Genomic DNA, 25,765 nt, shown 5'->3' with positions numbered 1-25,765 from the left:
TTGGTACACAATTTTATGCTAGATTGTCCGCAAAATGGGATTCGGGTAATTTATTGGAATGTTGACTTTTAAGTGTCCATGACGAATGTCGGCCATCGCAGGAGGCAGCGCTTCATGACCGAACAAGCAAGCGTTTCGACACAGCAGATCGTCGAAAAAGTGTGGCTTTCTATTGCCGAGCGGCGGCTGCGTCCGGGCGTCCAGCTCAAGGAAGGCCAACTGGCCGAAATCTTCGACGTCAGCCGCGCGCGCATTCGCCAGGCATTGACCGCGCTCGAGCGCGAAGGCCTTGTCACCATCATCCCCAATCGCGGCGCTTTCGTTTGCCAGCCATCCGTCGACGAGGCCCGGGAGGTGTTCTTCGTGCGCCGATCGGTTGAGCGCTGCGTCATCGAGCGTATCTGCACGTCGCGGTCGAAGGCCGACGTCGTCAGGTTGCGCAGCCATGTCGCGCGCGAAAGGGTCGCAAACGCCAACGACGCCACCACCGACATCATCAAGCTGTCCGGTGGCTTTCACCTCCTGCTCGCCGAGCTCTCCGGATCGGACTTCCTCTTCGGCATGATGCGCGACCTGATCTCGCGCACCTCGCTGATCACCGCCGTGTATCGCAACACCGCGCGCTTCAATTGCGGGCCGGACGAACATGACGAAATCGTCGAGGCCATTGCCGCCGGCGATGTCGAAAAGGCCTCGCGGCTGATGCAACATCATCTCGACCATGTCGAGTCCGAGCTGGACCTCAGGGAGGTCCGCGACATGTCGCATGACCTCAAGGCCGCCTTGGCGTAACCCGCATCCCTCATCGTCATTCATCGGTCACGAGGTGACATGCCACGCGCGTTCCACCCGCGAGCGTGCGCACTGCCGGGAGCTCGGACGAGCAGCGTGCGGTGGCCATCGGGCATCGCGGATGGAACGGACAGCCCGACGGCGGCTTGAGCGGGCTTGGCACCTCGCCACCTGCAACGACGCGATCCCGGTGCGGATCCTTGACGTTGGGGATCGTCTCGAGCAGCAATTGCGTATAGGGATGGCGCGGCTTGGCAAACAGTGCCTCCGTCTCCCCCTCTTCGACGATGCGGCCGAGATACATGACCGCAATGCGGTCGGACATGTGCCTGACCACGCTCATGTCGTGGCTGATGAACAAATAGGTCAGGCCGAACTCGTCCTGCAACTTGCGCATGAGGTTCAGCACCTGCGCCTGCACCGAGACGTCGAGTGCCGACGTCGGCTCGTCGCAGACCAGAAAGCGCGGCTCGCCGGCAAGCGCACGCGCGATCGAGATGCGCTGGCGCTGGCCGCCGGAGAATTCGTGCGGGAACTTGTCGCCGTCCGACGCCGACAGGCCGACGGTCATCAACAGCTCCACCACGCGCTCTTCGATCTCCGCCGCCGTGTTCCTGAGCTTGAGCTCGCGGATCGGCTCGGCGATGATGTTCTTCACCCGCCAGCGCGGGTTGAGCGAGGCGTAGGGGTCCTGGAAGATCATCTGGGCCGCCAGCGGCTTGCCGTCCTCGCCGGGAGCGAAGCGCATCTCGCCGCCATTGGCCCGGTAGAGGCCCGTCACCAGGCGGGCGACCGTCGACTTGCCGCAACCGCTTTCGCCGACCAGGCTGAGGCAGCCGCCCAACGGCACCTCGAAACTGATGTCGTTGACCGCCTGCAGGTACTGGCGCGGCTTGCGCTCGACCACGCGGTTCAGCCACGGCGCCGACACGTCGAACGTCTTGACCAACCCGTTGACGCTCAGCGCCGAGGTCTTGTGTGAAGTCATCGCGGTCATGCGGTTCCTCCTGCATTTATCCAGCAAGCGCTTGCCCCGGTGCCCGCAGTCACGAGGCCCGGCCGTTCACGCAAACAGCGTGGCCCGGCGTCCTTGCAGCGCGGGTTGAAGGCGCAGCCATCGGGAATGGCGTCGAGCCGCGGCATCGAGCCGTCGATCTGATTCAGCTGCTTGACGCGCGCGCCGAGTGCGGGGATCGAAGCCATCAGCCCCCGCGTGTAGGGGTGCTTGGGCGCATGCAGCACCTCGGCGACAGGTCCGATCTCGACGAGGCGACCGGCATACATCACCGCAATGCGGTCGGCGGTCTCGGCGATGACGCCCATGTCGTGCGTCACCAGCATCACCGCCGTCTGCTTCTCCTTGCACAACTTGCGCAGCAGCGAGGTAATCTGCGCCTGGATGGACACGTCGAGCGCGGTGGTCGGCTCATCGGCGATGATCAGCTTGGGCGAGGCGGCCAGCGCGAGCGCAATCACCACGCGCTGTCGCATGCCGCCCGAGAACTGGTGCGGATACTGGCCGAAGCGATCCTCCGGCGAAGGAATGCCGACATCCTTGAGCAGTGAGATCGCGCGTGCCCTCGCCTCGGTCTTGCCCATGCCGAGATGCTGACGGATGGTTTCGGTCAGCTGTGCACCGACGGTGAACAGCGGGTTGAGCGAAGTCAGCGGGTCCTGGAAGATCGCACCGATCTCGCGGCCGCGGATCGTCTCCATCTCGCGGTCGTTGAGCTGGTCGATGCGGCGATCGCCAAGCCAGATCTCGCCTTCGGCGATGCGGCCCGGCCGCTCGAGCAGGCCCTGGATCGCCAGGCCCGTCATCGACTTGCCGGCACCGGACTCGCCGACGACGCCGAGGATCTCGCCGGGTCGGATCGACAGGCTCACGTCGGAGAGCGCGGTGGCAACCCCGCGGCGGCCGGGAAACTCGACCTTGAGGTTGCGTACTTCAAGCACTGCCTTCTCGGCTTCAGCCATTGTCGTTGACCTCTATCGGATAGCTGGGCGGGAAGATTTCCGAAACAGGCGGGTTGCCCCAACTGCGTTCCGGATACTTGGCGATGAGACCGTCGAACTGGCGCTGCGCAAGCTGGCGCGCGGCCTTCATGTCGATGCCGGCAACCTCGCCGAAGCGCATCGACAGGCGCCCGTCGACGAACACGGCTTGGGTGACCTTGCCCGATCCGCCGGTTACCAGCGTGGTGATCGGATCGATAGACGGCGCCATGACCGCGTCGTCGAGGCCGAACACGGCGATGTCGGCGCGCGCGCCTGAGATCAGCTTGCCCAGGTCGTCGCGGCCCAGCGCCTTGGCGCCGCCGAGTGTCGCTGCGTCGAACAGATCGGCACTCCGGACACGGTCCGGAGCCCGGTCGTTGATGCGGCAGGCGATCAGGCCGACAAGCAGGTTCATCAGCATGTCGGCAGGCGTCGTGTCGGTGCCCATCGCGATGTTGATGCCACGTTCCTTGCACTTGGAGAACGAGTTGAGCGTGCTGCCGCCACGGGCCGAAACCAGCGGGCAATGCACGATCGACACGCCGTTCTCGGCATAGAGACCGAGGTCTTCCTCGGTGGCGTTGGTGGCATGCGGCGCGATCAGACGGTCGTTGAGCAGACCGGCGCGTGCCAGCCACACAGGTGCTGTCGCACCATGCAGCTTGCGCACGGTGTCGACCTCCATCGAGCCCTGCGCCATGTGCAGGCGGATCTTGCAGCCGAGTTCGGCCGCAGCTGCCTGCGTCTGGCGAAGCAGCTCTTCCGTGCAGGTCTCGACACGGTCAGGCACCAGCATGCCGCGCACCAGGTCGCCGTGGCGGCCGGTCTGCCGGCCGATATAGTCGACCGCATCGCGCAGTCCGGCAAGACCGCGCTTTTCGTCGAACACCGCTTCCATGCGGCCCGGTTCTTCAAGCACCATGCCGCCGGCGCGATAGGCCGGGCTGAGATAGACGCGCAGGCCAAGCTCTCCGGCCGCATCGGCCGCCGCGTCGAACTCGGCAACCGTCTCGCCCCACTCGCGATAGAACAGCGAGGCGATGGGCGCAGCCGTGGTGATACCGTTCAGCAGCAGCTGGCCGAAGGCAAAACGCTTCTGGAAGGCCAACTCCTCCTGCGAATACATCTCGTAGGGGCCGGCTTCGACGTAGTGGCGCGGCCACACACGGCCCTTGGCCCAACCCGGATGGTGGTCGATGCCCAGGATGGTGGTGTCGAGATCCGACAGCGCATCGAGATCGATGAGGCCGGGGCTGACAAGTGCATTGCCGAAATCGATGCGGCGGGCGACCTCGCCGGCAAAATCGGTACCGACATAGATCACCACGCCACCATCGATGACGACCTGGCCATTGGGGATCAACCGGTGGCCACCATCGCGGTGACCGAGCACCCAGGCGGCGGTGATGAGCGTGCGCCCTTCGGGACGCTTGCCGAGTTCGAGCGTGTCGAGAACCTGTCTTGTCATGGCATTTCCACCGTGGCCTGGCCGTTGCGCGCGGTGACGCGGCCGCCCTTGACGACAAGCGGGCGCGGCGCGACATCGACCACGGCGTGGGCCAGCGTCTCGCCGGTCAGCAGCGTCAGGTCTGCGTTGCAGCCTTCGGCGAGGCCGTAGCCCTCGATGCGCATGACATCCGCGCCGCCCTGCGAGACGACGTGCAACACATGCGCCAGCTCGATGTCCGAGCGCAGGCCGTTCTTCATGCCGACCACCTTGGCGCGGTCGAGCATGTCGGGCTGGCCCCAAGGGCCCCAGGTGTCGCGGATGCCGTCACAGCCGGCGCCGACGCGGACGCCTGCCTGCTTGAGGCGCATGATCGACGGCACGGTGGCCGACGGCGCACCCGTGGTCAGGATCGCCACGTCGAGTTCGGCGATCTGTTCGATCAGCTGGCCGACGCGCTGATAGTCGTTCATGCCGAGTGCAAAGGCGTGGCTGATCGCAACCTTGCCCTGCATGCCGTTGGCGCGGATGCGCTCGAACATCAGCTCCATGGTGAAGGCGCCAAGATCGCCCGCCTCATGGAGGTGAATGTCGATCGGGCACTGGTGCTTCAGCGCCAAGGCGAAGAGCGCGTCGAGCTGGCCCTTGGGGTCGCGGTCGATGCCGCAGGGATCGATGCCGCCAAGAACCTCGCAGCCCTGGCTGAGTGCCTCGTCGAGCAGTTCCAGCGTGCCAGGCATGACCATCAGGCCCGACTGCGGGAAGGCGACGATCTCGATGTCGATGACGCCTTTCAGCTTCTCGCGGGTTTCCATGATGCCGTCGACGAGCGCCAGCTTGTGGACCGGATCGATGTCGACATGGCTGCGGATATGCGTCGCGCCATGGGCGGCGAGGCCGATGGCATGGCGCATCGACTGGCGATGTGGGTCGATGCCAATCTCGATGCGGTGCTCGCGCTCGAAATCGATGCGCTCGCGCAGCACGGCGCGGCGATTGTTCTCGTGCCAGGGCATGCCCCAGGTGGTCTTGTCGAGATGGGTATGCGCGTCGATCAGGCCCGGAATGGCGATGGCGCCCTTGCCATCCTCGACCGGCATGCCGGGGTCTGGCTCGAAACGGCCAATGCCGGCGATCCGCCCGTTGCGGATCAGCACATCGGAATTCGCGCCGCCATAAGGACGAACGTTGCGAAGCAACAGGTTGGTCATCACGCTTACCTCAGTTTCGGATTGAGCAGGTCGCGCAGCCAGTCACCCAGAATGTTGACGACGACGACGAGCAGGCAGAGCTGGATCACCGGAAACAGTACGATCCACCACGAACCGGAGAACAGGAACTGGTTGCCAATGCGGATCAGCGTTCCGAGCGACGGCTGGCCGGGTGGCATGCCGATGCCAAGGAACGACAGCGTCGCCTCGGTCAGGATCGCCATGCCGAAGTTCAGCGTGGCGGCGACCAGTACCGGCGTCAGCGTGTTGGGCAGGATGTGATGCGCCAGGATACGACGAGCGGGCACTTTCAGCAGGCGAGCCGCCTGAACATATTCCTTGTTGCGCTCGACAATGGTCTGGGCACGCACGGTGCGCGCATATTGCACCCAGGACGACAGCGCGATCGCGAACACCAGCACGGCCGCGGCACCGATCTCGCGCAGGTCATCCGGCAACATCTGGCGCACGACGGTCGATACAAGGATGGCGATCAGGATCGTCGGGATCGACAACGTGATGTCGCCGAAGCGCATCAAGAGATTGTCGACGACACCGCCAAAGAAGCCGGCGCACAGGCCCGCGGTCATGCCGATCAGCAAGGACAGCACCACCGAGAAGAGGCCGATGACGATGGATATGCGCGTGCCGTAGAGAATGGCCGACAGCATGTCGCGCCCTTGCGTGTCGGTGCCGAGCAGGTAGGGCCACTCACCCGTTGGCTCCCAGATCGGCGGAAGCTCGGCCTTCCACATATCGAGCTGGGCAGCATCATAAGGGTTCTGCGGTGCGATCAGCGGCGCAAACACCGCAGCCAACACCAGCACGGCCAAGATCACGGCGGCGATCATCGCCGACTTGCTGCGGGTGAAGGACCACCAGACATCGCTGTTGCGGATGCGCTTGAACAGGCCGGGACGGGCGGCAGCGCCAGTTTTGGTAACGTCTGTCGTCATCGACTGGACTCCAGCTGTCAGTGCGAGGCACGCAGGCGCGGATCGATCACGGCATAGGTGATGTCGACCAGCGTGTTCAGCGCGACGAAGATGAAGGAGATAATGCAGAGATAGGCGGCCATGACGGGGATATCGAGGAAAGTCACCGCCTGAATGAACAGCATGCCCATGCCGGGCCACTGGAAGACGGTCTCGGTGATGAGCGCGAAGGCGATCAGCGAGCCGATGTTCATCGCGGTCATGGTCACCACCGGCATCAGGCAGTTGCGCAGGGCGTGGCGGAAATAGATGCGCCAGCGCGGAATGCCGCGGGCGCGGGCGAACTTGACATAGTCGGAGCGCAGCACTTCAAGCATCTCGGCGCGGACGAGGCGCATGATCAGCGTGATCTGGTAGAGCGAAAGCGACACCGCCGGCAGGATCAGCGCCGCGCGTCCGGACGGCGTCAGAAGGCCGGTCGACCACCATCCCAGCTGCACGACCTCGCCGCGACCGAAGGACGGCGACACGCCGAGGATGACAGAAAACACCAGGATCAGGAGAATGCCCACGACGAAGCTCGGCAGCGACACGCCGACGATCGACAGGAATTGCAGCGACTCCGTGTACCATCGCCCCCGCTTGATCGCGGTCAGCACGCCGAGCGGCAGGCCGACGACCAGCGAGATCAGTGTCGCCACCAGAACCAGCTCCAACGTCGCCGGGAAGCGCTCTCCGATCAGGGTCAGCACGTCCTGGCCATTGCGGTAGGAGATGCCGAAATCGCCCTGTGCCGCATTCGCGACGAAGCGCGCGAACTGGGTGGCAACGCCGTCGTCGAGACCCAGCCGCTCGCGAATGGCATCGCGGTCCGCCTGCGTCGTCTGCTCGGTGACCATGAGCTCGACCGGGTCGCCGGCGAGACGGAAGATCAGGAAGGCGAGCATGGCGACCGCCAGCATGACCATGATGGCATTGGCAATGCGGCTTATAGTGAAGACCAGCATATGGAGCCTCGCGGGGTAGACGGAACCGGAGCGCCTGCTGCGCCGGTTCCACGTGGTGTTTACTGGGCGAAATGAGTCAGCCGGTGGTGCGGCTTGTTCTCGGTGAGCTGCACGATATCAGCGCGGAAATCCTCTTGAGGGGCTCCGCATGGCAAGGCGTCGAAAAGCCCGCGGCCTGCCGCGAGGATCAGCTTCCTGAACATGTGAATTCTCCACCACTTCGTTTTGCCCCAGCCCCCTTTGGCGGGGATCTTTTCATGAAGCGACGGCGGCTCGGGGCCGCCAACCTGCTCGCCGCATCAACCGGCTGCACCTCCACTGCCTTGCCGATTGCCGCCTGCGTGCCAAAAGCTACGAAGTCGCAACACACATGTCAACCATATTGTCGACAATCTTTGTTATTTTTGCCAACAGGCGCGCAAACCAGCCTTGAGCAGCCGACAGCCGGACCAATGGCGGTGTCAGTCAGCCTGCTCGACGTCGGCCCAGCCACCGGCATGCTGCCACATCTATGAAAAGATATGCGCCCAAGCCCCACCTCCTTGCCGGCCACCAGTGCTTGCAGCCGTAAGAAGCGGAGAGCGTCCGAGGCGCTCATCGAACATCGCCGGAATCTCCCGCCCGATCTGGAAGATCGGCCTGAGACATCGCTCGGTCCGTCAATCGCCAAAGCCCGGCAAACCAAGTCCGACGACGTAAATCCTGCAACAACGCCCCCCTCACATGGCGTGTCGTCGGGCGATTGTTCTTTGCCTGCCTTGGACGCCGCATGTCGCGCTTCGATGGCCAGGCGCGCATCAGCACCGATTTATTCTGTTGAATCAAAGTATAAACATAAAAATGAATCGACAAGTTCTTTTGAAATCGCTCTGGTTGCAGCATCTCGAAATTGTTCACGCATTACGATAGGGAATTTCGTGGTGCCGATACATAGCAGTTTAATAAAGTTGCAATCTGCGGCGCGGTACTGAGCCATATCAAATCGAGCCGGAACCCCGTCATGACGATTAGATTAAAGCTCATTGCCAGTATCTCCCTTCTCGCCGCCTTGTTGCTGATTTCAGGCGGCACCGCCTTTTTGGCGCTGCAATCAGTGTCGGAGCGCACCCGCACCATTGTCGTCGATCGCGTCGAGCCGATGACCCATCTGAAGACCGTCGCGGACATGTATGCCGTCAACATCGTCGACACGGCCCACAAGGTCAGAAGCGGCGCGCTCGATTGGGCGGAAGGCGAAAAGGCGTTGCGTGTCGCCATCGATGCCATCGACCGCTCCTGGAAGGCCTATGCGTCAACGACGATGACAGCGGATGAAAAGGCGCTGGCCGACGGGTTCGCAGGGCTTCGCGAGAGTTCGAGAAGTGAGATCGACACTCTGGTCGGTATCATCGCGCGAAAGGATCAGGCAGCCCTCGATCGCTTCGTCGGCGAGCGGCTCTATCCGACGATCGATCCGCTTGCCACGCCCATCAGCGACCTGGTCTCGCTCCAGCTTCGCGTGGCGCAGGAGGAATTTGCCGCCGCAAACGAGCTGAAATCTACCATCGTCCTGTGGATGGGCGCGCTCGCGGTCGTCTCGTTGGCCATCGTTGCCTTCTCGGTCTGGCTGGTGATCGGCGGCGTCACGACCCCACTCAAGCGCATGCAAGAGGCAATGCGCCGGCTGGCGTCCGGCGACACGGTGACAGGAGTTCCCTATTCCGGGCGCCGCGACGAGATCGGCGATATGGCCGGAGCGGTCGAGGTGTTCCGCCAGGCGGCCATTGCCAACCGGCGCATGGAAGAGGAGGCGCAAGCCACGCGGGCACGGGCCGAGAGCGACCGCATCCGCCTGACGGAGGAAGCCGAAGCCGCAGCCCAGGCGCGACTGGAGCAAGCGACATCGGGGCTTGCGGCCGGTTTGCGCCGGCTTGCCTCGGGCGACCTGTCGTTCCAGCTCGATCAAGCCTTTGCGCCGGATTTCGAGCCGCTGCGCCATGATCTCAACGCCGCGATCGGCCAGCTCGGCGACACGCTGTCGGCCATCACCCTGTCGGCCGGATCGATCGACAACGGAACCCGCGAGATCAGCGTCAGCGCCGACGACTTGTCGCGCCGCACCGAACAGCAGGCAGCGTCGCTCGAAGAGACGGCCGCCGCGCTCGACGAGATCACCGTCAATGTCTCCAACTCCGCCAAGCGCGCCGACGAGGCGCGTGCCGTGGCGATGCGGGCCAATTCCAGCGCCGCCCAGTCGGGCGCTGTGGTGGGGAACGCGGTCGAGGCCATGGGCCGGATCGAGGAAGCCTCCGGCCAGATCTCCAACATCATCGGCGTCATCGACGAGATCGCCTTCCAGACCAACCTTCTGGCGCTCAACGCCGGCGTCGAGGCGGCGCGGGCGGGCGATGCTGGCAAGGGCTTTGCCGTCGTCGCCCATGAGGTGCGCGAACTGGCGCAGCGTTCGGCCAAGGCGGCCAGGGAAATCAAGGAACTGATCCGCAATTCGAGCGTCGAGATCGAGGCCGGTGTCAAGCTGGTGCGGCAAACCGGCGAGGCACTGAAGACCATCGAGACCTATGTCGTGACCATCAATCAGCACATGGACGCGATCGCCACCTCGGTGCACGAGCAGTCGACCGGCCTCGGCGAAGTCAACACCGCGGTCAACCAGATTGACCAGGTCACCCAGCAGAACGCCGCCATGGTCGAGGAGACCACCGCCGCCAGCGTGACGCTTGCCGGCGAGGCCGCCCGGCTGCGCCAGTTGATCGCGCAGTTCGCGCTTGCCGAGACTTCGCCACCTCAGAGCCAGCGTCGCGCAGCCTGACAGCCCACAGCTGAACCGCAACAGCCTCTCCGGCAAATCGCCGGAGAGGCTGCGCCGGAACTAACGTTGAAGACACTTGGCAGAATCGGCGACCTTGCTGGCGGCTATGACGAACCGCCTCGCCGTCGCCTTCGATGGCTCGTTCAGACCATCACTCGACCTGATGCCTGAGACCTGCCGCCTCGATCCCAGCAACGGCCACGAGTTCGTCATTGTCCGACGTGTCACCAGTGACGCCGACGGCGCCGAGGAGCTTGCCGACCTGGTCGCGCACGAGCACGCCGCCCGGAACGGGCACGATCCTGCCGCCGGAGACGGCATTGAGCCCCTCGACAAAGTGCGGCCGCTCCCTCGCGGTCTGGTCGAGCCAGCGCGACCCCATGCCGACCGCCAGCGCGCCATAGGCCTTGCCCGCGGCGATCTCGTAGCGCAGCAGCGAGGCACCGTCCTGTTTCTGGAAGGCCTTCAGATGCCCACCGGCGTCGAGCACCACAATTGTCAGGGGCTTCATCTTCGCCTCGGCGCCCTTTTCGAAGGCTGCAGCGATGATGGTGTTGGCTATGGAAAGCGTCAGTTCAGTCATGTGGTTTCCTCGGAAATTCTGGGTCAAAAAAAAGCGGCCGCCAGCCAGTGGCAGCCGCGAGAGTGCGATCGAAATGCCGTCAGTGTCCGGCAGCGTGACTACGTCGTCACGCCCATGATCTTGCCGAGATAGGCGACATATTCGCCGAACTGCGGCAGCGCGCGGGTGGCGGCGGCGTCGCGCGGACGCGGCAGGTCGATCACCACCTCTTCGATGATCTTGCCCGGCCGGTCGGCCATGACTAGCACGCGGTCGGACAGGAACACGGCCTCGGCGATGCTGTGGGTGATCAGCATCACCGTCTTGCGGTGCTCCTGCCAGATGCGCAGCAGTTCGACATTGAGCTTGTCGCGGGTCAACGCATCGAGCGCGCCGAAGGGTTCGTCCATCAACAGAATCGGCGGATCGAGCACCAGCGCCTGGCCGATCGAGGCGCGCTGGCGCATGCCGCCCGACAGCTGGTGCGGATGAGCGTCGGCGAACTTGCTCAGCGACAGCACCTCCAGCACCTTGTCGACCGCCTGGTCGCGGGCTTCAGCCGGCATCTTGCGGATGCGGGCGCCGAGCTCGACATTCTTGCGCACCGTGAACCAGGGCAGCATGTTGTTGGTCTGGAAAACCACACCGATGTCCGGCCGCGGCGAATGGATCGCCTCGCCCCTGACCGTCGCCGAGCCACTCTCATAGGGGATCAGGCCGGCAATGATGCGCAGAAGCGTGCTCTTGCCGCAGCCGCTCGGCCCGAGCACCGAGACGAATTCCTGGTTGCGGATGCCGAAGTTGATGTCCTCGAGCGCCTTGACCTTGCCGAAGTGCTTGTTGAGCCCCTTGGCTTCGATGTGGTTGGCCTGAGGCTGGGCGGCCGGCTGCGCACTGCCCTTCTGTGCCTGGTTGGTCGCCGTAGCCGACATGGTGTCCTCCCGAACTGCGATATTCATACCTGGATACCCCGCCACCAGACGGACTTGGCCGCGAATTCGATGGCCGCATAGAGCACCAGCGAGATCAGCGTGATGACGATGATGCAGCCGAAGACGAGGTCGGTGCGCGACGAGGCGGTGCCCAGCATGATGAGGTTGCCCAGGCCGCGGTCGGAGCCGACGAGCTCGCCGATGATGGCGCCGATCATCGCCAGCGGCATCGCCACGCGACAGCCATCGATGAAAGCAGGCAACGCACTCGGCAGGCGCAGCGTCGTGAAGGTCGTCCACGGGCCGGCATTCAAGGCACGGAAATGCTCTTCCAGGTTCTTGGCCGTGCCGGCAAAGCCGCCGAGCGTGGCGACGACGATCGGGAAGAAGGCGAACAGGAAGGCCATCGCCACCTTGGAGACGAAGCCGTAGCCGAACCAGACGATCATCAGCGGCGCCAAGGCGCTTTTCGGAGTCGTCTGCAGCGCCGTCACCAGCGGATAGATGGTGCGCTGGGCGAAAGGCGAGACATAGACGATCATGCCGATGATGATGCCGACGACGACGGCGGCGATGAAGCCGATCAGCACTTCGGCCAACGTGTACATCGAATGTTCGAAGATCTGATCGCGGGATTCCCAGATCGCCACCACGATCGCCGAGATCGGCGGGAGAATGTAGCTTTTCACTTCGAAATAGCGGACGCCATATTCCCAGAAGAGCAGGAACGCTCCGAAAAACGAGATGACTTGCGCATATGCGACAAGCCTTGGACTTACGCCTGACATATTGGCTCCTCCCTGATAGGCGTCCGGGGTGACCTCGCAGGCAGCGGCCCCGGCAAATCTGTGTGTCGCATCCGGTCTGTCCGTTGCGCTCTTTGAGCAAGGGCGCCAGCATGGCCGGCGCCCCTCGTCTCGGTGGCTTGCAGGTCCTCGGCCTACTCGCCCAGCTTGTCCTTCACCACCTGGTGGGGCGGCGGGACAAGGAAGCGCTTGAAATGCCACTGGTCGAAGGCGTCGATGTTGCGCGCCCAGACCTGTGCGACATGCGGGTTGTCTTCGGTCACCTGGATCATGTCGCAATAGATCTCGCAGTTGTTGCCGTCGGGATCCTTGAACACGAGGAAGCAGTTGGCGCCCGGGCCATGCTTGCCGATACCGCGGACGATTTCCACGCCGCGCTCCTGCAGCATCTCGGCCGCAGCCTCCATGTCCTCGAGGCTGTCGACCAGGTAGGAGAAGTGCTCGAGGCCCGGCCTCGAATACTTCGGCAGGTCGTCGCGATCGGGCGAGTCGGCCGGAATCTGCGACAAGGCGAGGTCGTGATGGTCGGCGCCTGCACGCAGGAACACCATCTTGTCCTCGATCCAGTCCGAGACCTCCAGGCCGACGACATTGGTGTAGAAGTCGACGGACTTGTGGATGTCACGAACCATCAGGACCATGTGGCCCAGCTTCCTGACGTTGATCTTCTTCTTCATGGTCCTCATCCAGGAGTGAAGTCAGCCCTCAGCGGCTGATGTTGCGGTAGAGGTCGGCGGTCTTGATGCTGTCGTCGACGACAAAGGCCTCACGCACGAAGCCCATGGTCTTTTCCATGCGGTCGGCACGGACGAAACCCAGGTCCTTGTTCTCGGCACTCGGATCGCGGACCAGCGCATTGATCTGCTTGACCTGCTCCAGCACGATGCTCTTTTCGAGCGTCGGATACTGCTTGACGATCAGATCGGCGGACTCGTCGGGGTTCTGGGCGAGATATTCATAGCCGCGATAGGACGCGTCGAGGAACTTGTCGACGACCTCGGGCTTCTCGGCCAGCATCTGCTCGGTGGTGACGAAGCCGCTGCCATACATGTCGAGACCGAAGTCGCGATACTTGATCATGCCGATCTTCTTGCCGCTCTCGCCGGCATTTTCGGTCAGGATCGGCAGGCTGGCGCCTTCCCAGCACTCGGCGAGATCGACCTTGCCTTCCAGGAAGGACGAGGTGATGACGGCCGGATTCATGCGCAGGAGCTTGAGGTGATCCTTGGGCAGCCCATTCTCCTCGAGCCAGCTCGGGACGATGTTCTGTACCGGCGAGGTTGCTCCGCCGCCGACGGACTTGCCGGCGAAGTCGGCGAGCTTCTTCTCGCTCTCGCCGTCCTTGGTGAGATAGCAGAGCGCGCCCGGCCACACCGTGTTGATCGAGCCGACGAAGACGGCCTTGCCGCCATTGGCGCGATTGAGAATGACGGACACGGGATCGCCATAACCGATGTCGAACAGGCCCTGGTCGATCTCGTTGACGGTGCGCTGGCCGCCATAACCCTGGTAGACGGTGACGTCGAGGCCAGCCTCGTCATAGAAGCCCTTGGCCTTGGCGACCAGGATGCCGCCGACGCTGCCTTGCGGCAGCCACGACATGTTGAAAGAGACCTTCTCGGCCGCCGAGGCGGCAGCCGTCATGCTTGCAACGGCACCTGCCAGCGCGAGCCCGCGCAGTGCCTTCCCGAAACTCATTGCCATACTGTCCTCCTCAGTGTTGGGCCTGGTTTTTCTTGGATGCTTTCTCACCCGACCGGCATGGACCGGATCGGATTTGTTATGGCGCCGACCTTTTCGACGGCAGCCGTGACGATGTCCCCGCAATTGAGGAACTCGCCGGTTCCCATGCCGACGCCGTCAGGCGTGCCGGTGGCGATCAGGTCGCCCGGCCGAAGCGTCAGGATCGACGACAGATAGGAAATCTGCTCGGCGACGGAAAAGATCATCGAACCGGTACTGTCGTCCTGCTTGCGCATTCCGTTCACGTCCAGCGTCAGGCGCAGGCTCTGCGGATCGCCGATGCAGGCGGCCGGCACGAGCCACGGACCGAGCGGGGCGAACGTGTCGAAGCTCTTGCCCCGGAACCAGTCGAATTTGAAGGGGAAATCGGAGCGGCGCGTGAGATCGCGCGAGGTGATGTCGTTGATGACCGAATAGGCGGCGACATGGTCGAGTGCCTTCTCGACCGGAATGTCGCGGCCGCCGATGCCTATGACTGCCGCCAGCTCGACCTCCCAATCGACCTTCTGCGCCCGCTCCGGCAGGATCACCGCAGCATCGGGACCGATGACGCTCGAATCCGCCTTCATGAAGACATAGGGCTGGCTTTCCGACTTGGCGGCCAGCACCGTGCCCATCTCCTGGGCATGCTCGACATAGTTGGACGCAGTGGCGAAAATGCGGATCGGGCGATAGGGCTCGCAAAGCTGCGTTCCCGTTCCCAGCGGCTCATATTTTGGACCCGCAGCGGCAACGTTCTCGGCGAGAGCCGCCAAAGCCGGCGCCACGTCCAGCCAGCGGTCGAGCATGCCCGCCACACCGCCTGAAATCCACTTGTCCCAGGCCTGGGCGTCCTTACCCGCAAGGCGTGCCACCAGCGCGAGGTCATAGACGCCCTGCTCCGTCACCAATACGGGCCGAACTTCGTCCCTGATCACTCGTTGTCCTAGCGCGTGCCACACCACTGGCTGGCTCCTTCCCTGTTGCCTGCTATCGTTGTTGCATACATTTTATCATTTGTGTATGCATGTCAAGCATGAGGTGCGCACGGAGAGCGAGTTTCTAACGATGTCTGAAATCGAATTGTTCCATGAATGGGGTTCGGTTCAGTCCTTCAAGGTCCGCATGTGCCTGGCCGAGCTCGACCTTCCCTGGACCTCGCGCCGCATCGACCTGTCGCGTTTCGACAATCTCACCCCGGCCTATCTCGCAGTGCACCCCAAAGGGCTGGTGCCGGCGCTACGCTGGAACGGCGAGGTCTTCGTCGAATCCTCCGACATCAACGAGCTGCTCGTCGACATTGCCGGCGGCAGGCTGTTGCCATCTTCGATAGAAGAACGCGCACGCGCGCGAAACTGGGCACGCTTCGAAGACGAGGTGGTGCACCCGGCCATCCGCCCGCCGACCTTCAATCTCATCCTCAAGGCGCGTGTAGCGAAAATCGCCCCTGCCGCATTCGCCGAAATGATCTCGCGACATCCGCTGCCGGCACGACGCGATGCCTATCTGGCCGCAGCGCACGCGCCCTTCGATCACGCGGCCGTCGTCACCTCGATCAGGACGTTCCGCGACGTGATGGCCAGGATGGAGCGAGCATTGGCTGAAAGACACTGGCTGGCAGCAGACAGCTTTTCGCTCGCCGACGTGGCCATGGCCGCCTTCGTCGACAGGCTCGACCGACTGGCCATGCCCGCCTTGCTCGCCGCCTTTCCCAGGACGTCCGACTGGGCGACGCGAATCCGCGCCCTCAAGTCATTCGCCGAGGCGAAGGGCTCGGACATCGCTCGCCCCGATCCACTCGTCAACACGGCTGTCGTGGCCACGCTGATCGCCGAGGCGCACGGGCAAGCTCCAACACTGGAAATGGAACGCTTCTGATGGATCACGCCATGAAGATCGAGACACTGGACGACGGCAAGACCCTGCTCGACCGCCTGTTCTTCGACGCCCGCAGCCAGAATGGTTGGCTCGACCGGCCGGTCGATCTCGCGCTGCTCGAACGAATCCACGACATCGCCAGGATGGGGCCGACGAGCATGAACTGCTCGCCGCTGCGTATCGTCTACCTGGCGACCGATACGGCACGCGAAAAGCTGAAGGCGGCGCTGGCTGCGGGCAACGTCTCCAAGATCATGACCTGCCCGGTCGTCGCCATCTTCGCCACCGACTACGCTTTTGCCGAGAAGATGCCGTTTCTGTTCCCGCACACCGACGGCAAAGGCCATTTCGAGCGCAATCCGCATCTCGTCGACGACACAGCCTTCCGCAATGCCACGCTGCAGGCCGCCTACTACATGCTGGCGGCGCGTGCGCTCGGCCTCGACTGCGGGCCGATCTCCGGTTTCAACCGTACCGCCACCGACGAGATCTTCTTTGCCGGCACGGCCATCCGTTCAAACTTCATCTGCGGCATCGGCCACGGCGATCCGGCCAAGCTGTTTCCCCGCCACCCGCGCCTGCCCTTCAACGAAGCCTGCACGGTGCTTTGATCTGCGCCTGAAAAGAAAAAAGCCCCCGACGCAAGCGCCGGGGGCAGGCTATGGGTGCGGTAACAGGCGGTCTGAAAAAGTCTTGAAACAGGTCTGCCTGAAAATCAGTCCGGCCGGTGCGCCACGACCTTGAGCTCGACCACCATGTCCGGGTGCGGCAACTGGCGGACACCGACGGTGGTGCGGGCCGGGCCGTCAGGCCCGAACCACTTGTTGTATTCGCCGTTCATGGCTGGATAGTAGGCCATGTCGGTGAGGAAGATCGTGACGTCGACCAGATCCGAGAGCGTGCCGTCGACCGCGCGCAACGTCTCGGTGATGTTGGTGACGATCGCCCGGAACTGCTCGGCCACGTCGTAGATTGCTTCGCCCGCCTGCCTGGAGACACCTGCAATTGTGCCGTCCTTCTGCCGGGCGCTGACGCCCGACAGGAACAGCAGGCCGCCCGCCTCACGCAGGAAAGGATAGTTGGCGAGCGGCTTCGGCCTGTCGGCTGCAGCAGTGCTCACGCCGCCTTCTCCAGCGCCCAGGGCGAGAAGCCGGCCTCGTCGACCGCAGCGAAGAATGTCTGCTCGGCCTGCGCGTCGAGTTCGACCAGCGGCGCGCGCACGGTGCGCCAATCGTTGGACCCGAGTTCGCGCGCGATCAGTGACTTCATCGCCTGGATCATCGGGAACTGCTGGAACAGCGTGCGCACGGTGGCAACCTGGGCGAAGGCGTCGGTCACGCCCAGCTTTGGCGTGTTCACCACCGCCTCGACCATGCCCTTGGCATTGACGTTGGCGGTCGCCGAGATGCAGCCGACCGACCCCCTGGCCATCGTCTCGCCGAGCAGGATCTCGGAAGCCGGGAAGACCTTGAAGCCGTCGCCGACCTCGAGATAACGCGCCAGGTTTTCGCGGTCGCCCGAGCTGTCCTTGATGCCGACGACGTTGGGATAGCGGCGACGCAGGCCCTCGATCAGTTCGACGGTAACAGGCACGCCTGTGAATTGCGGGATGTGATAGAGCACCACCTGCAGCTTGTCCGAACCGACAGCTTCGATCAGGCGGCCATAGTGGCGGATCAGCCCTTCGGTCGTTGCCGGCTTGAAGAAAAACGGCGGCAGCACCAGCACGGCGGGCGCACCCGCGTCGACCGCCGCGCGTGTCAGCTCAACGGTCTCCCCGAGCGAATTGTTGCCGGTGCCGGGCATCAGCGCCGAGGCAGGGATGCCAGCGGCAACCACCTCATCGAGCAGGCGACGCTTTTCCGAAATCGACAGCGAAGCCGCCTCGCTGTTGGTGCCGAAGATCGCAAGGCCGGCACCCTGCTCGACGACCCAGCGGCAATGGCTGAGGAAATGCTGCGAATTGACTGTTAGGTCCGGATTGAACGGCGTCAGAACCGGGGCGTAGACGGAGAGAAGCTCCTGGGTCATGGGTCTCACTTTCGCTTTTGACAGGACAATCCGCAGGGAAAGAGACCGCATTCGTCGATGGCGAAGCGCATGATCTCGTGTCCCAGCTCCTCTTCGTGCGTATCGAAATGCGCGACGATGGATGTGTGGTTGTGGCGGCTCAGCTGGACGAAGCGCGGCGCCTTGCCGGTGCGCATCGCATGCCGCTGGACGAACTCGGCGCCATAGGCGTCGATGTAGCGGTTCTCGAACTCGGCAACGGCGACCATCACCGGCAGCGCACTGGTTCCCGCATGGATGACCGGCGACAGCGCGTCGTAGGCCGCCTCGTCGTCGCCGAAATACTGGCGGACGTTGTTGGCATTGGGATTGGTGGGCAGGCTGTCGGCCCTGAGCCGCGCGCTGATCAGCACCGCACCCCTGACGTCGGGGTTCGGCAGCCGCCCGACATTGGGGTCGTGGAGATAACCGGCGACATGGCAGCCGCCGGCGGAATGGCCAACAAGCAGGATCGCGCGCGGATTGCCGCCGAAACGCTCGATGTTTGCGGCGATCCAGTCGATCGCCGCCGCCACGTCGCGCGCGCCTTCGGGGTACGGCGCGCCGGGCGCCAGCCGGTACTCGACATTGACGCCGACGAGGCCCTGGCGGCTGAACCAGCGCGGCACATTGTCGTAGATCAGGCCGTCCGTGCTTTTCGAGCCGCGCGTAAACGCGCCGCCATGGACAAAGACCACGACCGGCCGGCCGCGCCCGGACCCGCAACGGCTGCTGCTTTCGAAGACGTCGAGGCGATGGGCGGGATCGGCGCCATAGGCCAGGTCGCGGTGGACGACGATGCCGTCATTGGCGGCCTTTTGCTGGTGATGGTCGCGATAGACGTCGAGCACCACCTTACGGCTCGCGCCGAGATCGTCGTTCCAGACCCTGCCTATGGCATCCAGTCGCGCCCGCTCATCAGGCGAAAGTCCCGCAAATCGCATTTCCGCTGTCCCTGCTCCTCGCAGAGGGGTCCTCAAGCAGGTGTACCCACTCCCGTCATTTGTCGCTGGATAGCAGTCAATTTCACACTTGACAACATATTTGCATACACAGATTAGTATTTGCATACACAGATGAAGAGAGTCTGTGTTGCGGGGTGGCTGCCGCCTCGCCGTCAAACCCTGTGAAAGGAAAACCAATGGCCAAGTTGCGCCATCTCGCCATCGCCGTGTCCGACCCGGAAGCGGCCGCCCAGTTCTTCGAGAAGGCCTTCGGCATGACCCGCGCCGGCCAGGCGATGCGCGGCGTCTACATGTCCGATGGCGTCATGAACGTCGCCCTTTTGAACTTCGGCGAAGAGCCGGTTCCGGGCTTCGAGACCGAGAAGGACTACAACGGCATCATCCACTTCGGCATGTGGGTGGATTCGGTCGAGGAGACCGACGAACTGGTGAAGGCTGCCGGCGGTTCGTACATGAACGGCCGCAAGGAATCGAACCCGAACGTCTTCTACGAAGTGAAGTACAAGACCCCCGAAGGCATCGTTTTCGACGTCACCGAGAACGGCTGGAAGGGCGCGGTCAAGAACGTCAACGCCGCCTGACCTGGCCCGAACCAATGCCGGGGCAACCAGCACCCCGGCATCGGGCCATGTCACGGCCGCCGGCTTGGGCGGCGGCAACAACGCAATGGAGCAATCGAGATGGCCAAGTCCAAGATCGCGGTGACGATCCCCGTATCCGACACCTGCCTGTCGCGACTGTCCCAATCCTACGACGTGATCACGCTGCCCGCAGGACTGGGCAGCGGATCACCGGAGATCGATTTCAGCGGCGTCTGGGCGGTGCTCACCAACGGCAGCACTGGCATGTCCGACGGCGAAATGGGCAGGCTGCCGGACCTAAAGCTGGTTTCCGCCTATGGCGCGGGCTACGAGAATGTCGACGTGGAGGCGGCAAGGCGCCGCGGCATCCACGTCACCCACGCGCCGAACACCAATACGGAGACTGTCGCTGACCATGCGCTCGCGCTGATGCTGGCGATCTCGCGCGACATCTGCCGGCGCGACCGCCGCCTGCGAGAGGGTGCCTGGGGCGCGATCCGCTCGGCCCGGCCGACGCTGTCGGGCGCAACCCTCGGCATCATCGGCCTCGGCAACATCGGCCAAGGCGTGGCAAAGCGCGGCGAAGCCTTCGGCATGCGCGTCGCCTACACCACCCGCAATCCAGTAACCGACGTCGACTGGCAGCACGTGCCCGACCCGATCGTGCTTGCATCGATGAGTGATTTCCTCGTCGTCGCCTGCCCCGGCGGGCCGTCAACGCGACATCTCGTCGACCGCCGCATGCTCGCGGCACTCGGGCCGCGCGGTTTCCTGGTCAATGTTTCGCGCGGCATGGTCGTCGACACCGCGTCACTGGTCGAAGCCCTCCGTGAAAGCCGAATTGCCGGCGCCGGCCTCGACGTCTTCGAAGGCGAGCCTGAGCTGCCCGCCGGCCTCGCCGACCTCGACAATGCCGTGCTGACACCGCACATGGCCGGACGCTCACCGGCGGCGGAAGACGCACAGATCGACGTCTTTCTCCACAACCTCGCCGCGCATCGCAACGGCGGTATACTCAAAGCCCAGCTTGCATAAATCTCGGGCTGTCACTAAATCGATTTGGGATTTGCCTCGCGGCAGATCGCCATTTGCCGTGAAAACCGGAAAGCCGAACGCATGACCACCATCGCCTCGCAGATCTACCAGGCCCTCGCCGAGGAAATCGCCAAGGGCGTGATGGTTCCTGGCCAGAAGCTCGAAGAAAAGGTCATCGCCGAGAAGTTCGGCGTCTCCAGAACGCCGGTGCGCGACGCTCTGCGCGAACTCGGCGCCCGCGGCCTGATCGAGATGAATCCGCGCCGCGGCGGCGTCGTCGCCCGCATCGACACCGAACAGATGGCCGACATGCTGGAGGCCGAATGCGAGATCGAGGCCCTGTGCGCCCGCCTCGCCGCGCAGCGCATGAGCGCGCTCGAGCGCGAGCAGCTTTATGAACTGCACCGCCAATACGCGGCCTGCGCCGCCGAAAAGGACATCGAGGGCTGCCGCGACATCAACCGCAAGTTCCATGATGCCATCTGCCGTGGCGCCCACAGCGTCACCATCACCGCGATGGCGGTCGACCTGCGCGTGCGCCTCGCCCCTTTCCGCCAGCATCAGGCCGGTCCCGCCGACATCCGACTGCAGCAGTCGCTCGACGAGCACCAGAAGGTGGTCGACGCGATCCGCGCCAATGACGGCCCGGCTGCCTTCGCCGCCCTTTACCAGCACAACGCCCGCCTCAGCGCCGGCGTCATGAGCCGCTTCGCCGCCGAAGCGGCCAAGTAGCCCAAGGCGGCATCATCCCGACACCGAAGTTGACCTTACCTGGCCACCGGCCGGGCCGCTTGCGCTCGCCTTGGGCTGACCGAGCAACACCCTGCATTCCCGCCAACTCACGCCTTCCTGCCCGCGCAGCCGCACGCTTTTGCGCAAGCAGGTATACAAGAATGCAGATGTGCATATCAAATCATTTGCATTCTCAAACTCATCTGTGCATACATGATAATCGCATTGCATACTACAAGGTACCTGTAGCCGCCGGCACATCGAGCAACGGCGATATTCAAGACCCGAATTCTGGAGGAGAAATCATGGGCAAGAATGCACGGTATTTGACTTTGGCTCTGGCGATGGCGGCAACAGGCATGCTGTCGGCACCGGCCATGGCGGCCGAGAAGACGATCGGCGTCACGGTCCCCTATTTCGGCTCGCCGTTCTGGAAGGCCGGGCTCTACGGCGTCGAGACTGCAGGCAAGGAAAAGGGCTACACGGTGCTGAAGGGCGACGCCAAGGACAAGGCCGAGGTCCAGATCGAGCAGATCCGCAGCTACATCGACAAGAAGGTCGACGCCATCATCATCGGCGCCGCCGACGCCGCAGCCGTCGGCCCGGCGGTCGAGGAAGCCATCGACAAGGGCATCCCTGTTATCGCACTGTCGGTGCCGCCAAAGTCCGACCGCCTGACCTCGTTCGTCGGCGCCGACAATATCGGCATGGGCCGCCTGCAGGGCATCTGCCTCGGCCGCGCCATCGGCGGCAAGGGTGAGGTCGGCCTGTTCGCCGGTCCGGACGAGATCTGGGCCAAGCTGCGCGTCACCGGCTTCAAGAACACCATGGAAGCCGACTTCCCAGATATCAAGATCGTCGCCGAAAAGGCCGGCGGCACCAAGGATGCGGGCGTCGCCGCGGTCGAATGGGCCAAGGCCCATCCCGACATGCACGGCATCTTCACCGCCGCCGACACCATGGCCGTCGAGTCGATCAACCAGCTCGGCGCCTCCGTCGAGAAGATCAAGGTCTCGACCTCCAACCTCAACGACGATGCACGCACTGCCCTCGAAAATGGCAAGCTGACCTGCGCCTCGCTGCAGCCGGCGGTGGCCATGGGCCGCGACGCCGCCCGCGAGGCGATCGCCGCGATCGAAGGCGGCAAGGTGCTCGGCCGCATCGAAGCCCCGGCCCTGCTCGTCACCAAGGAGAAGGTCGCCGGCTACGACTTCTCCAAGATCATCGCCCCGGCCGACTACCAGCCGTAAGCGCAACGTCCGGCGGCACTTCAGCCTGACACATCAGCAAAGGGGAATCCGGCCAGCCCGGATTCCCCTCGTCTTTACCAGCCCAGAGAAATCAAGCCCCAGAGAAATCCAGCGATGTTGACCCTTGCAATTGCCCTCGTCCTCTCCGGCGCCGTGGCCGGCCTTCTGGCCGGACTGTTCGGCATCGGCGGCGGCGCCATCCTTGTCCCCGTCCTGGTGCAGGCGCTTGCCATGCTCGACGTCGATGAAAGCATCCGCATGCATCTGGCGGTGGCGACCTCGCTCGGCATCGTCGTGCCGACCTCGATCCGCTCCTTCATGGCCCACCGCAAGCATGGCGCGGTCGACATGCCGCTGCTCAAAAGCTGGGCAATCGTATTGCCGGTCGGCGCCATCCTCGCCTCGGCGGTTGCAGCCGTCATTTCCGGCGCCAGCCTGAAGTGGATCTTCACGGCGATCGCCACCGTGGTCGGCGTCAAGATGCTGATCAACAAGCCGGGCTGGATCGTCGCCCAGGACCTGCCCGGCCAGCCGGTGCGTTCACTCTACGGTCTGTTGATCGGCTTCTTCTCGACGCTGATGGGCATCGGCGGCGGCATCATGAACAACACCTTCATGATGCTCTACAACCAGCCGATCAAGCGTGCGGTGGCGACCTCTTCAGGCGTCGGCGTGCTGATTTCCATCCCCGCCGTCATCGGTCTGATCGTCGCCGGCTGGCACAAGACCGACCTGCCCGAATTCTCGCTCGGCTACGTCAACATGCTTGCCGTGGCGCTGATCATGCCGATATCGCTCGTCACTGCCCCCCTTGGCGCGCGTATGGCCCATGCTGCCTCCAAGCGGGCGCTCGAAGTGTCCTTCGGCGTCTTCCTGCTCGCCGTCTCGGCCCAGTTCGCCTGGTCGCTGCTGGCATAGCGGGAGCACGGCACCGCTTCGGGCTCGCTATCGAACAGGGGCGCGCGCCGGCTTGGGTGCGCCCAATGATGCGGGCACGATAGCTCCCCGCCAATCCTGCGATCCGGATCAGCTCCGTAACGCCGGGCCAGCTTCGACACCAAGCTCCGCAGCTTGGACCAGCAGCTTTTCGAACACGCCCGGATGCAGCATCACCCCTTCGGCGAGCGCCTTGCGCTTGTTCTGCGCAGCGCTTTCGCCCGGCAGGCGGACGCGCTCGATGCCGGGGCGGGGCGGGTTGCTGCGGCAAGCGTCGGCCAGCCAGGCGGTCTGGTCGGTGAAAGCCGCTTCGCCGGCAAAGGCGGTGGGGTCGATGACCTGCAGAAACACCGAAGCGTTGGTGCCCGAGGGCTTGTCGGCGCGGCCGAAGCCGGCGAGCCCTTGCGTCAGGGCTTCGACGAGGATCGCCAGCGCATAGCCTTTCTGGCCGTGGTCGAGCCCGCCGGCGGGCAGGATTGTGCCGCCCTCGTTGAGCACGCGCGGGTCGTGGGACGGATTGCCATCACGGTCGAGCAGCCACGGGTGTTCGAATGTCCTGCCCTCGGCGATCAGCCGCGAGCTCATGTTGTTGGTGGTGATCGAGGCGCTGACGTCGATCAGGATCGGATCGCCGTCGGTCGGGATGCCGGCGGCGATCGGGTTGGGCGTGAACACGCCACGCGTGCCACCGAAGGGCGCGACCGAGGCGCCCGAGGGACTGGAGCTTGCCAGAAGCGCGACATAACCACGATCGGTGGCGCGGGTGAGATAGGCGGCGAGGCAGCCGATATGGTGGCTGTTGCCGATGGCGACAGTGACCGTGCCATAGGTTGATGCTCGCTCGACGGCGAGGTCCATGGCGGTCGCCGTCAGCCAGGCGCCGGGCAGGCGCAGGCCATCCCAGGCAACGCAGGCGCCGCGATCGGAGATGATCTTCGGCTGGCCCGCCTTCGTCATGACGCCATTGCGGATGCTGTCGAGATACCAGGGCGCCAGTGCCAGGCCGTGGGTGGTGTGGCCCATCAAATCGGCCTCGACGAGGATTTCGGCGACAGCAAGGGCCTTGTCCGTTTCGAGGCCTGCCGCCCTGAAGAGCGCGAAGGCGAGATCGGTCAGCGTGTCGGCGTCGTGGCGCGCATCATCGGAGGCCATGGTCAAACCCTTGCATGGAGGTTCTGGGCGAGCGGCTCGCCGCGGAGGAAGGCAATCACGTTGGTCGCGGTCATGATCGAGACGGCACGGCGCGCGTCCTCGGTGACGCCGGCGACATGCGGGGTCAAAAGCACGTTGGGCAGCTGCCACAGCGGGCTTTCGACCGGCGGCTCCTCGGCGAAGCTGTCGAGCCCGGCACCGGCGATGCGCCCTGCCTGAAGCGCTGCTGTCAGCGCAGGCTCGTCGACGACCTCGCCACGCGCCGTGTTGACCACGAACGCCGTCGGTTTCATCAGCGCGATCTCGCGCACGCCTATCAGCCCGCGCGTTCCCTCCGTCAGCGGACAGTGCAGGCTGACGACGTCGCTGTTGGCCAGAAGCACGTCGAGCGACATCGCCCTGATGACGCCACCTGCGAAGGCTTCTTCTGGTGCGAACGGATCGTAGGCCGCGACCTGCATGCCGATGGGTGCGACCATGCGAGCGAGGATCTGGCCGATCAGCCCGAAGCCGACCAGGCCGAGCTTCTGGCCGCGCAGTTCGCGCCCGGCATAGAGCTTTTTGTCCCACAGCCCGTTGCGGATGTGGCCGTCCTGGCGCCGGAAATCCTTGGTCAAGGCGAGGATCAACCCAAGCGTATGCTCGGCCACCGAATGGGCGTTGGCGCCGGTCGCCATGATGACCGGGATGCCGAGCGCCTTGGCGGCGGCCACATCGATGTCGTTGGTGCCGACGCCATGCTTGGCGACGATCCTGAGATTGCGCGACGCAACCATCATGTCGCGGTCGACCAACTCGACCAGCCTGACCACAAGGGCCGCCGGCTGGTGCTTTTCGACCAGCGCCATCACCTCGGCTTTCCCAGGATAAGGCTCGGTCGAGATGCACGCGACACCAGCATTTTCGAGCATGGCAAGACCCTCGGCGGCCATGCGGCCGCCGATCGTTACGATCGTCGTCGTCATC

General features: G+C 64.1%; 28 protein-coding genes. 9 read left to right on the top strand and 19 right to left on the bottom strand.

The window, feature by feature from the left end:
* The first annotated feature begins 114 nt into the window (after positions 1–114).
* Positions 115–792, top strand: a complete 678-nt coding sequence (locus SLT36_RS05335; protein WP_192313353.1) for a GntR family transcriptional regulator — start codon at positions 115–117, stop codon at positions 790–792.
* A gap of 16 nt (positions 793–808) precedes the next feature.
* Here the strand turns inward: SLT36_RS05335 and SLT36_RS05330 are convergent, their stop codons facing one another.
* The 8 genes from SLT36_RS05330 to SLT36_RS05295 form a co-directional block, all read right to left on the bottom strand.
* Positions 809–1,789: an ABC transporter ATP-binding protein gene (locus tag SLT36_RS05330; RefSeq protein WP_263005727.1), complete on the bottom strand. Its 981-nt coding sequence runs from the start codon at positions 1,787–1,789 to the stop codon at positions 809–811.
* On the bottom strand, positions 1,786–2,769 hold the full coding sequence (locus SLT36_RS05325; RefSeq protein ID WP_432286204.1) for an ABC transporter ATP-binding protein: 984 nt from the start codon (positions 2,767–2,769) through the stop codon (positions 1,786–1,788). The genes SLT36_RS05330 and SLT36_RS05325 overlap by 4 nt, the downstream gene beginning before the upstream one ends.
* Entirely contained in the window at positions 2,762–4,258 is a 1,497-nt protein-coding gene (locus SLT36_RS05320) for an amidohydrolase family protein (protein ID WP_432286203.1), read from the bottom strand. The genes SLT36_RS05325 and SLT36_RS05320 overlap by 8 nt, the downstream gene beginning before the upstream one ends.
* On the bottom strand, positions 4,255–5,448 hold the full coding sequence (locus SLT36_RS05315) for an amidohydrolase family protein (RefSeq protein ID WP_432286202.1): 1,194 nt from the start codon (positions 5,446–5,448) through the stop codon (positions 4,255–4,257). The genes SLT36_RS05320 and SLT36_RS05315 overlap by 4 nt, the downstream gene beginning before the upstream one ends.
* Before the next feature lie 5 nt (positions 5,449–5,453).
* The gene (locus SLT36_RS05310) at positions 5,454–6,404 is read right to left on the bottom strand and encodes an ABC transporter permease (RefSeq protein ID WP_432286201.1); all 951 of its coding nucleotides are present in this window, start codon (positions 6,402–6,404) and stop codon (positions 5,454–5,456) included.
* A gap of 17 nt (positions 6,405–6,421) precedes the next feature.
* A complete protein-coding gene (locus SLT36_RS05305; RefSeq protein WP_154387000.1) occupies positions 6,422–7,390 on the bottom strand; it encodes an ABC transporter permease in 969 nt (322 codons plus the stop codon).
* A 59-nt stretch (positions 7,391–7,449) separates the two neighbouring features.
* Positions 7,450–7,593, bottom strand: a complete 144-nt coding sequence (locus SLT36_RS05300) for a hypothetical protein (protein WP_432286200.1) — start codon at positions 7,591–7,593, stop codon at positions 7,450–7,452.
* A 391-nt stretch (positions 7,594–7,984) separates the two neighbouring features.
* Positions 7,985–8,287 carry a hypothetical protein gene (locus tag SLT36_RS05295; RefSeq protein WP_432286199.1) on the bottom strand — a complete coding sequence of 101 codons (303 nt, stop codon included), beginning with the start codon at positions 8,285–8,287 and terminating at the stop codon, positions 7,985–7,987.
* 103 nt (positions 8,288–8,390) lie between these two features.
* On the opposite strand from SLT36_RS05295, the gene SLT36_RS05290 reads away from it, so the two are divergent.
* Positions 8,391–10,199 (top strand): HAMP domain-containing methyl-accepting chemotaxis protein, encoded by a 1,809-nt coding sequence (locus SLT36_RS05290; protein ID WP_432286198.1) that lies wholly within the window; start codon positions 8,391–8,393, stop codon positions 10,197–10,199.
* Positions 10,200–10,350: 151 nt separating this feature from the next.
* Here SLT36_RS05290 and SLT36_RS05285 read toward each other — a convergent pair whose 3' ends face one another.
* The 6 genes from SLT36_RS05285 to SLT36_RS05260 all read right to left on the bottom strand — a co-directional run bounded on the left by SLT36_RS05285 (position 10,351) and on the right by SLT36_RS05260 (position 15,159).
* Positions 10,351–10,782 (bottom strand): GlcG/HbpS family heme-binding protein, encoded by a 432-nt coding sequence (locus SLT36_RS05285; RefSeq protein WP_432286197.1) that lies wholly within the window; start codon positions 10,780–10,782, stop codon positions 10,351–10,353.
* Positions 10,783–10,880: 98 nt separating this feature from the next.
* Positions 10,881–11,693 (bottom strand): ABC transporter ATP-binding protein, encoded by an 813-nt coding sequence (locus SLT36_RS05280; protein WP_432286196.1) that lies wholly within the window; start codon positions 11,691–11,693, stop codon positions 10,881–10,883.
* Between the two features lie 23 nt (positions 11,694–11,716).
* A complete protein-coding gene (locus tag SLT36_RS05275; protein WP_432286195.1) occupies positions 11,717–12,481 on the bottom strand; it encodes an ABC transporter permease in 765 nt (254 codons plus the stop codon).
* Positions 12,482–12,633: 152 nt separating this feature from the next.
* Positions 12,634–13,176 carry a VOC family protein gene (locus SLT36_RS05270; RefSeq protein WP_208993677.1) on the bottom strand — a complete coding sequence of 181 codons (543 nt, stop codon included), beginning with the start codon at positions 13,174–13,176 and terminating at the stop codon, positions 12,634–12,636.
* A gap of 28 nt (positions 13,177–13,204) precedes the next feature.
* The gene (locus tag SLT36_RS05265) at positions 13,205–14,197 is read right to left on the bottom strand and encodes an ABC transporter substrate-binding protein (protein WP_432286194.1); all 993 of its coding nucleotides are present in this window, start codon (positions 14,195–14,197) and stop codon (positions 13,205–13,207) included.
* Positions 14,198–14,247: 50 nt separating this feature from the next.
* Positions 14,248–15,159 (bottom strand): fumarylacetoacetate hydrolase family protein, encoded by a 912-nt coding sequence (locus tag SLT36_RS05260; protein WP_432286193.1) that lies wholly within the window; start codon positions 15,157–15,159, stop codon positions 14,248–14,250.
* A gap of 130 nt (positions 15,160–15,289) precedes the next feature.
* Here SLT36_RS05260 and SLT36_RS05255 point away from each other — a divergent pair, with 130 nt between their 5' ends.
* Both SLT36_RS05255 and SLT36_RS05250 read left to right on the top strand, forming a co-directional pair.
* Positions 15,290–16,099 (top strand): glutathione S-transferase family protein, encoded by an 810-nt coding sequence (locus tag SLT36_RS05255; RefSeq protein WP_432286192.1) that lies wholly within the window; start codon positions 15,290–15,292, stop codon positions 16,097–16,099.
* Between the two features lie 11 nt (positions 16,100–16,110).
* Positions 16,111–16,710 carry a malonic semialdehyde reductase gene (locus SLT36_RS05250; RefSeq protein WP_432286191.1) on the top strand — a complete coding sequence of 200 codons (600 nt, stop codon included), beginning with the start codon at positions 16,111–16,113 and terminating at the stop codon, positions 16,708–16,710.
* Positions 16,711–16,814: 104 nt separating this feature from the next.
* On the opposite strand, the gene SLT36_RS05245 is transcribed toward SLT36_RS05250, so the two are convergent.
* Genes SLT36_RS05245 through SLT36_RS05235 form a run of 3 tightly spaced genes read right to left on the bottom strand, consistent with a single transcriptional unit; the run spans position 16,815 to position 19,092 of the window.
* Positions 16,815–17,219: a RidA family protein gene (locus SLT36_RS05245; RefSeq protein ID WP_432286190.1), complete on the bottom strand. Its 405-nt coding sequence runs from the start codon at positions 17,217–17,219 to the stop codon at positions 16,815–16,817.
* Positions 17,216–18,130 carry a dihydrodipicolinate synthase family protein gene (locus SLT36_RS05240; RefSeq protein WP_432286189.1) on the bottom strand — a complete coding sequence of 305 codons (915 nt, stop codon included), beginning with the start codon at positions 18,128–18,130 and terminating at the stop codon, positions 17,216–17,218. Before SLT36_RS05240 ends, SLT36_RS05245 begins: the two co-directional genes overlap by 4 nt.
* 5 nt (positions 18,131–18,135) lie before the next feature.
* A complete protein-coding gene (locus SLT36_RS05235; RefSeq protein ID WP_432286188.1) occupies positions 18,136–19,092 on the bottom strand; it encodes an alpha/beta hydrolase in 957 nt (318 codons plus the stop codon).
* Between the two features lie 197 nt (positions 19,093–19,289).
* On the opposite strand from SLT36_RS05235, the gene SLT36_RS05230 reads away from it, so the two are divergent.
* From SLT36_RS05230 to SLT36_RS05210, 5 genes are all read left to right on the top strand, one after another.
* Positions 19,290–19,694: a VOC family protein gene (locus SLT36_RS05230; protein WP_067956254.1), complete on the top strand. Its 405-nt coding sequence runs from the start codon at positions 19,290–19,292 to the stop codon at positions 19,692–19,694.
* Positions 19,695–19,793: 99 nt separating this feature from the next.
* On the top strand, positions 19,794–20,729 hold the full coding sequence (locus SLT36_RS05225) for a 2-hydroxyacid dehydrogenase (RefSeq protein WP_432286187.1): 936 nt from the start codon (positions 19,794–19,796) through the stop codon (positions 20,727–20,729).
* An 81-nt stretch (positions 20,730–20,810) separates the two neighbouring features.
* Positions 20,811–21,461 (top strand): GntR family transcriptional regulator, encoded by a 651-nt coding sequence (locus tag SLT36_RS05220; RefSeq protein WP_067965975.1) that lies wholly within the window; start codon positions 20,811–20,813, stop codon positions 21,459–21,461.
* Between the two features lie 305 nt (positions 21,462–21,766).
* Positions 21,767–22,711 carry a sugar ABC transporter substrate-binding protein gene (locus tag SLT36_RS05215; protein ID WP_432286186.1) on the top strand — a complete coding sequence of 315 codons (945 nt, stop codon included), beginning with the start codon at positions 21,767–21,769 and terminating at the stop codon, positions 22,709–22,711.
* A gap of 114 nt (positions 22,712–22,825) precedes the next feature.
* Entirely contained in the window at positions 22,826–23,629 is an 804-nt protein-coding gene (locus tag SLT36_RS05210; RefSeq protein ID WP_432286185.1) for a sulfite exporter TauE/SafE family protein, read from the top strand.
* Between the two features lie 108 nt (positions 23,630–23,737).
* Here the strand turns inward: SLT36_RS05210 and SLT36_RS05205 are convergent, their stop codons facing one another.
* Positions 23,738–24,799, bottom strand: coding sequence for an Ldh family oxidoreductase (locus tag SLT36_RS05205; RefSeq protein ID WP_432286184.1), 1,062 nt, complete (start codon positions 24,797–24,799; stop codon positions 23,738–23,740).
* Between the two features lie 2 nt (positions 24,800–24,801).
* Positions 24,802–25,764: a hydroxyacid dehydrogenase gene (locus tag SLT36_RS05200; RefSeq protein WP_432286183.1), complete on the bottom strand. Its 963-nt coding sequence runs from the start codon at positions 25,762–25,764 to the stop codon at positions 24,802–24,804.
* Between the last annotated feature and the right edge of the window lies 1 nt (position 25,765).

The sequence above is a fragment of the Aminobacter sp. BA135 genome (assembly GCF_050859125.1).
GTDB classification, from domain to species: domain Bacteria; phylum Pseudomonadota; class Alphaproteobacteria; order Rhizobiales; family Rhizobiaceae; genus Aminobacter; species Aminobacter ciceronei.
Note: the sequence above shows the minus strand (reverse complement) of the source record. Positions and strands in the feature narration are given on the sequence as shown.

Coding starts and splice junctions, on each gene's coding strand:
- SLT36_RS05335 (WP_192313353.1), top strand. CDS start 115: ATGACCGAACAAGCAAGCGTTTCGACACAGCAGATCGTCGAAAAAGTG.
- SLT36_RS05330 (WP_263005727.1), bottom strand. CDS start 1,789: ATGACCGCGATGACTTCACACAAGACCTCGGCGCTGAGCGTCAACGGG.
- SLT36_RS05325 (WP_432286204.1), bottom strand. CDS start 2,769: ATGGCTGAAGCCGAGAAGGCAGTGCTTGAAGTACGCAACCTCAAGGTC.
- SLT36_RS05320 (WP_432286203.1), bottom strand. CDS start 4,258: ATGACAAGACAGGTTCTCGACACGCTCGAACTCGGCAAGCGTCCCGAA.
- SLT36_RS05315 (WP_432286202.1), bottom strand. CDS start 5,448: ATGACCAACCTGTTGCTTCGCAACGTTCGTCCTTATGGCGGCGCGAAT.
- SLT36_RS05310 (WP_432286201.1), bottom strand. CDS start 6,404: ATGACGACAGACGTTACCAAAACTGGCGCTGCCGCCCGTCCCGGCCTG.
- SLT36_RS05305 (WP_154387000.1), bottom strand. CDS start 7,390: ATGCTGGTCTTCACTATAAGCCGCATTGCCAATGCCATCATGGTCATG.
- SLT36_RS05300 (WP_432286200.1), bottom strand. CDS start 7,593: ATGTTCAGGAAGCTGATCCTCGCGGCAGGCCGCGGGCTTTTCGACGCC.
- SLT36_RS05290 (WP_432286198.1), top strand. CDS start 8,391: ATGACGATTAGATTAAAGCTCATTGCCAGTATCTCCCTTCTCGCCGCC.
- SLT36_RS05285 (WP_432286197.1), bottom strand. CDS start 10,782: ATGACTGAACTGACGCTTTCCATAGCCAACACCATCATCGCTGCAGCC.
- SLT36_RS05280 (WP_432286196.1), bottom strand. CDS start 11,693: ATGTCGGCTACGGCGACCAACCAGGCACAGAAGGGCAGTGCGCAGCCG.
- SLT36_RS05275 (WP_432286195.1), bottom strand. CDS start 12,481: ATGTCAGGCGTAAGTCCAAGGCTTGTCGCATATGCGCAAGTCATCTCG.
- SLT36_RS05270 (WP_208993677.1), bottom strand. CDS start 13,176: ATGAAGAAGAAGATCAACGTCAGGAAGCTGGGCCACATGGTCCTGATG.
- SLT36_RS05265 (WP_432286194.1), bottom strand. CDS start 14,197: ATGAGTTTCGGGAAGGCACTGCGCGGGCTCGCGCTGGCAGGTGCCGTT.
- SLT36_RS05255 (WP_432286192.1), top strand. CDS start 15,290: ATGTCTGAAATCGAATTGTTCCATGAATGGGGTTCGGTTCAGTCCTTC.
- SLT36_RS05250 (WP_432286191.1), top strand. CDS start 16,111: ATGAAGATCGAGACACTGGACGACGGCAAGACCCTGCTCGACCGCCTG.
- SLT36_RS05240 (WP_432286189.1), bottom strand. CDS start 18,130: ATGACCCAGGAGCTTCTCTCCGTCTACGCCCCGGTTCTGACGCCGTTC.
- SLT36_RS05235 (WP_432286188.1), bottom strand. CDS start 19,092: ATGCGATTTGCGGGACTTTCGCCTGATGAGCGGGCGCGACTGGATGCC.
- SLT36_RS05230 (WP_067956254.1), top strand. CDS start 19,290: ATGGCCAAGTTGCGCCATCTCGCCATCGCCGTGTCCGACCCGGAAGCG.
- SLT36_RS05225 (WP_432286187.1), top strand. CDS start 19,794: ATGGCCAAGTCCAAGATCGCGGTGACGATCCCCGTATCCGACACCTGC.
- SLT36_RS05220 (WP_067965975.1), top strand. CDS start 20,811: ATGACCACCATCGCCTCGCAGATCTACCAGGCCCTCGCCGAGGAAATC.
- SLT36_RS05215 (WP_432286186.1), top strand. CDS start 21,767: ATGGGCAAGAATGCACGGTATTTGACTTTGGCTCTGGCGATGGCGGCA.
- SLT36_RS05210 (WP_432286185.1), top strand. CDS start 22,826: ATGTTGACCCTTGCAATTGCCCTCGTCCTCTCCGGCGCCGTGGCCGGC.
- SLT36_RS05205 (WP_432286184.1), bottom strand. CDS start 24,799: ATGGCCTCCGATGATGCGCGCCACGACGCCGACACGCTGACCGATCTC.
- SLT36_RS05200 (WP_432286183.1), bottom strand. CDS start 25,764: ATGACGACGACGATCGTAACGATCGGCGGCCGCATGGCCGCCGAGGGT.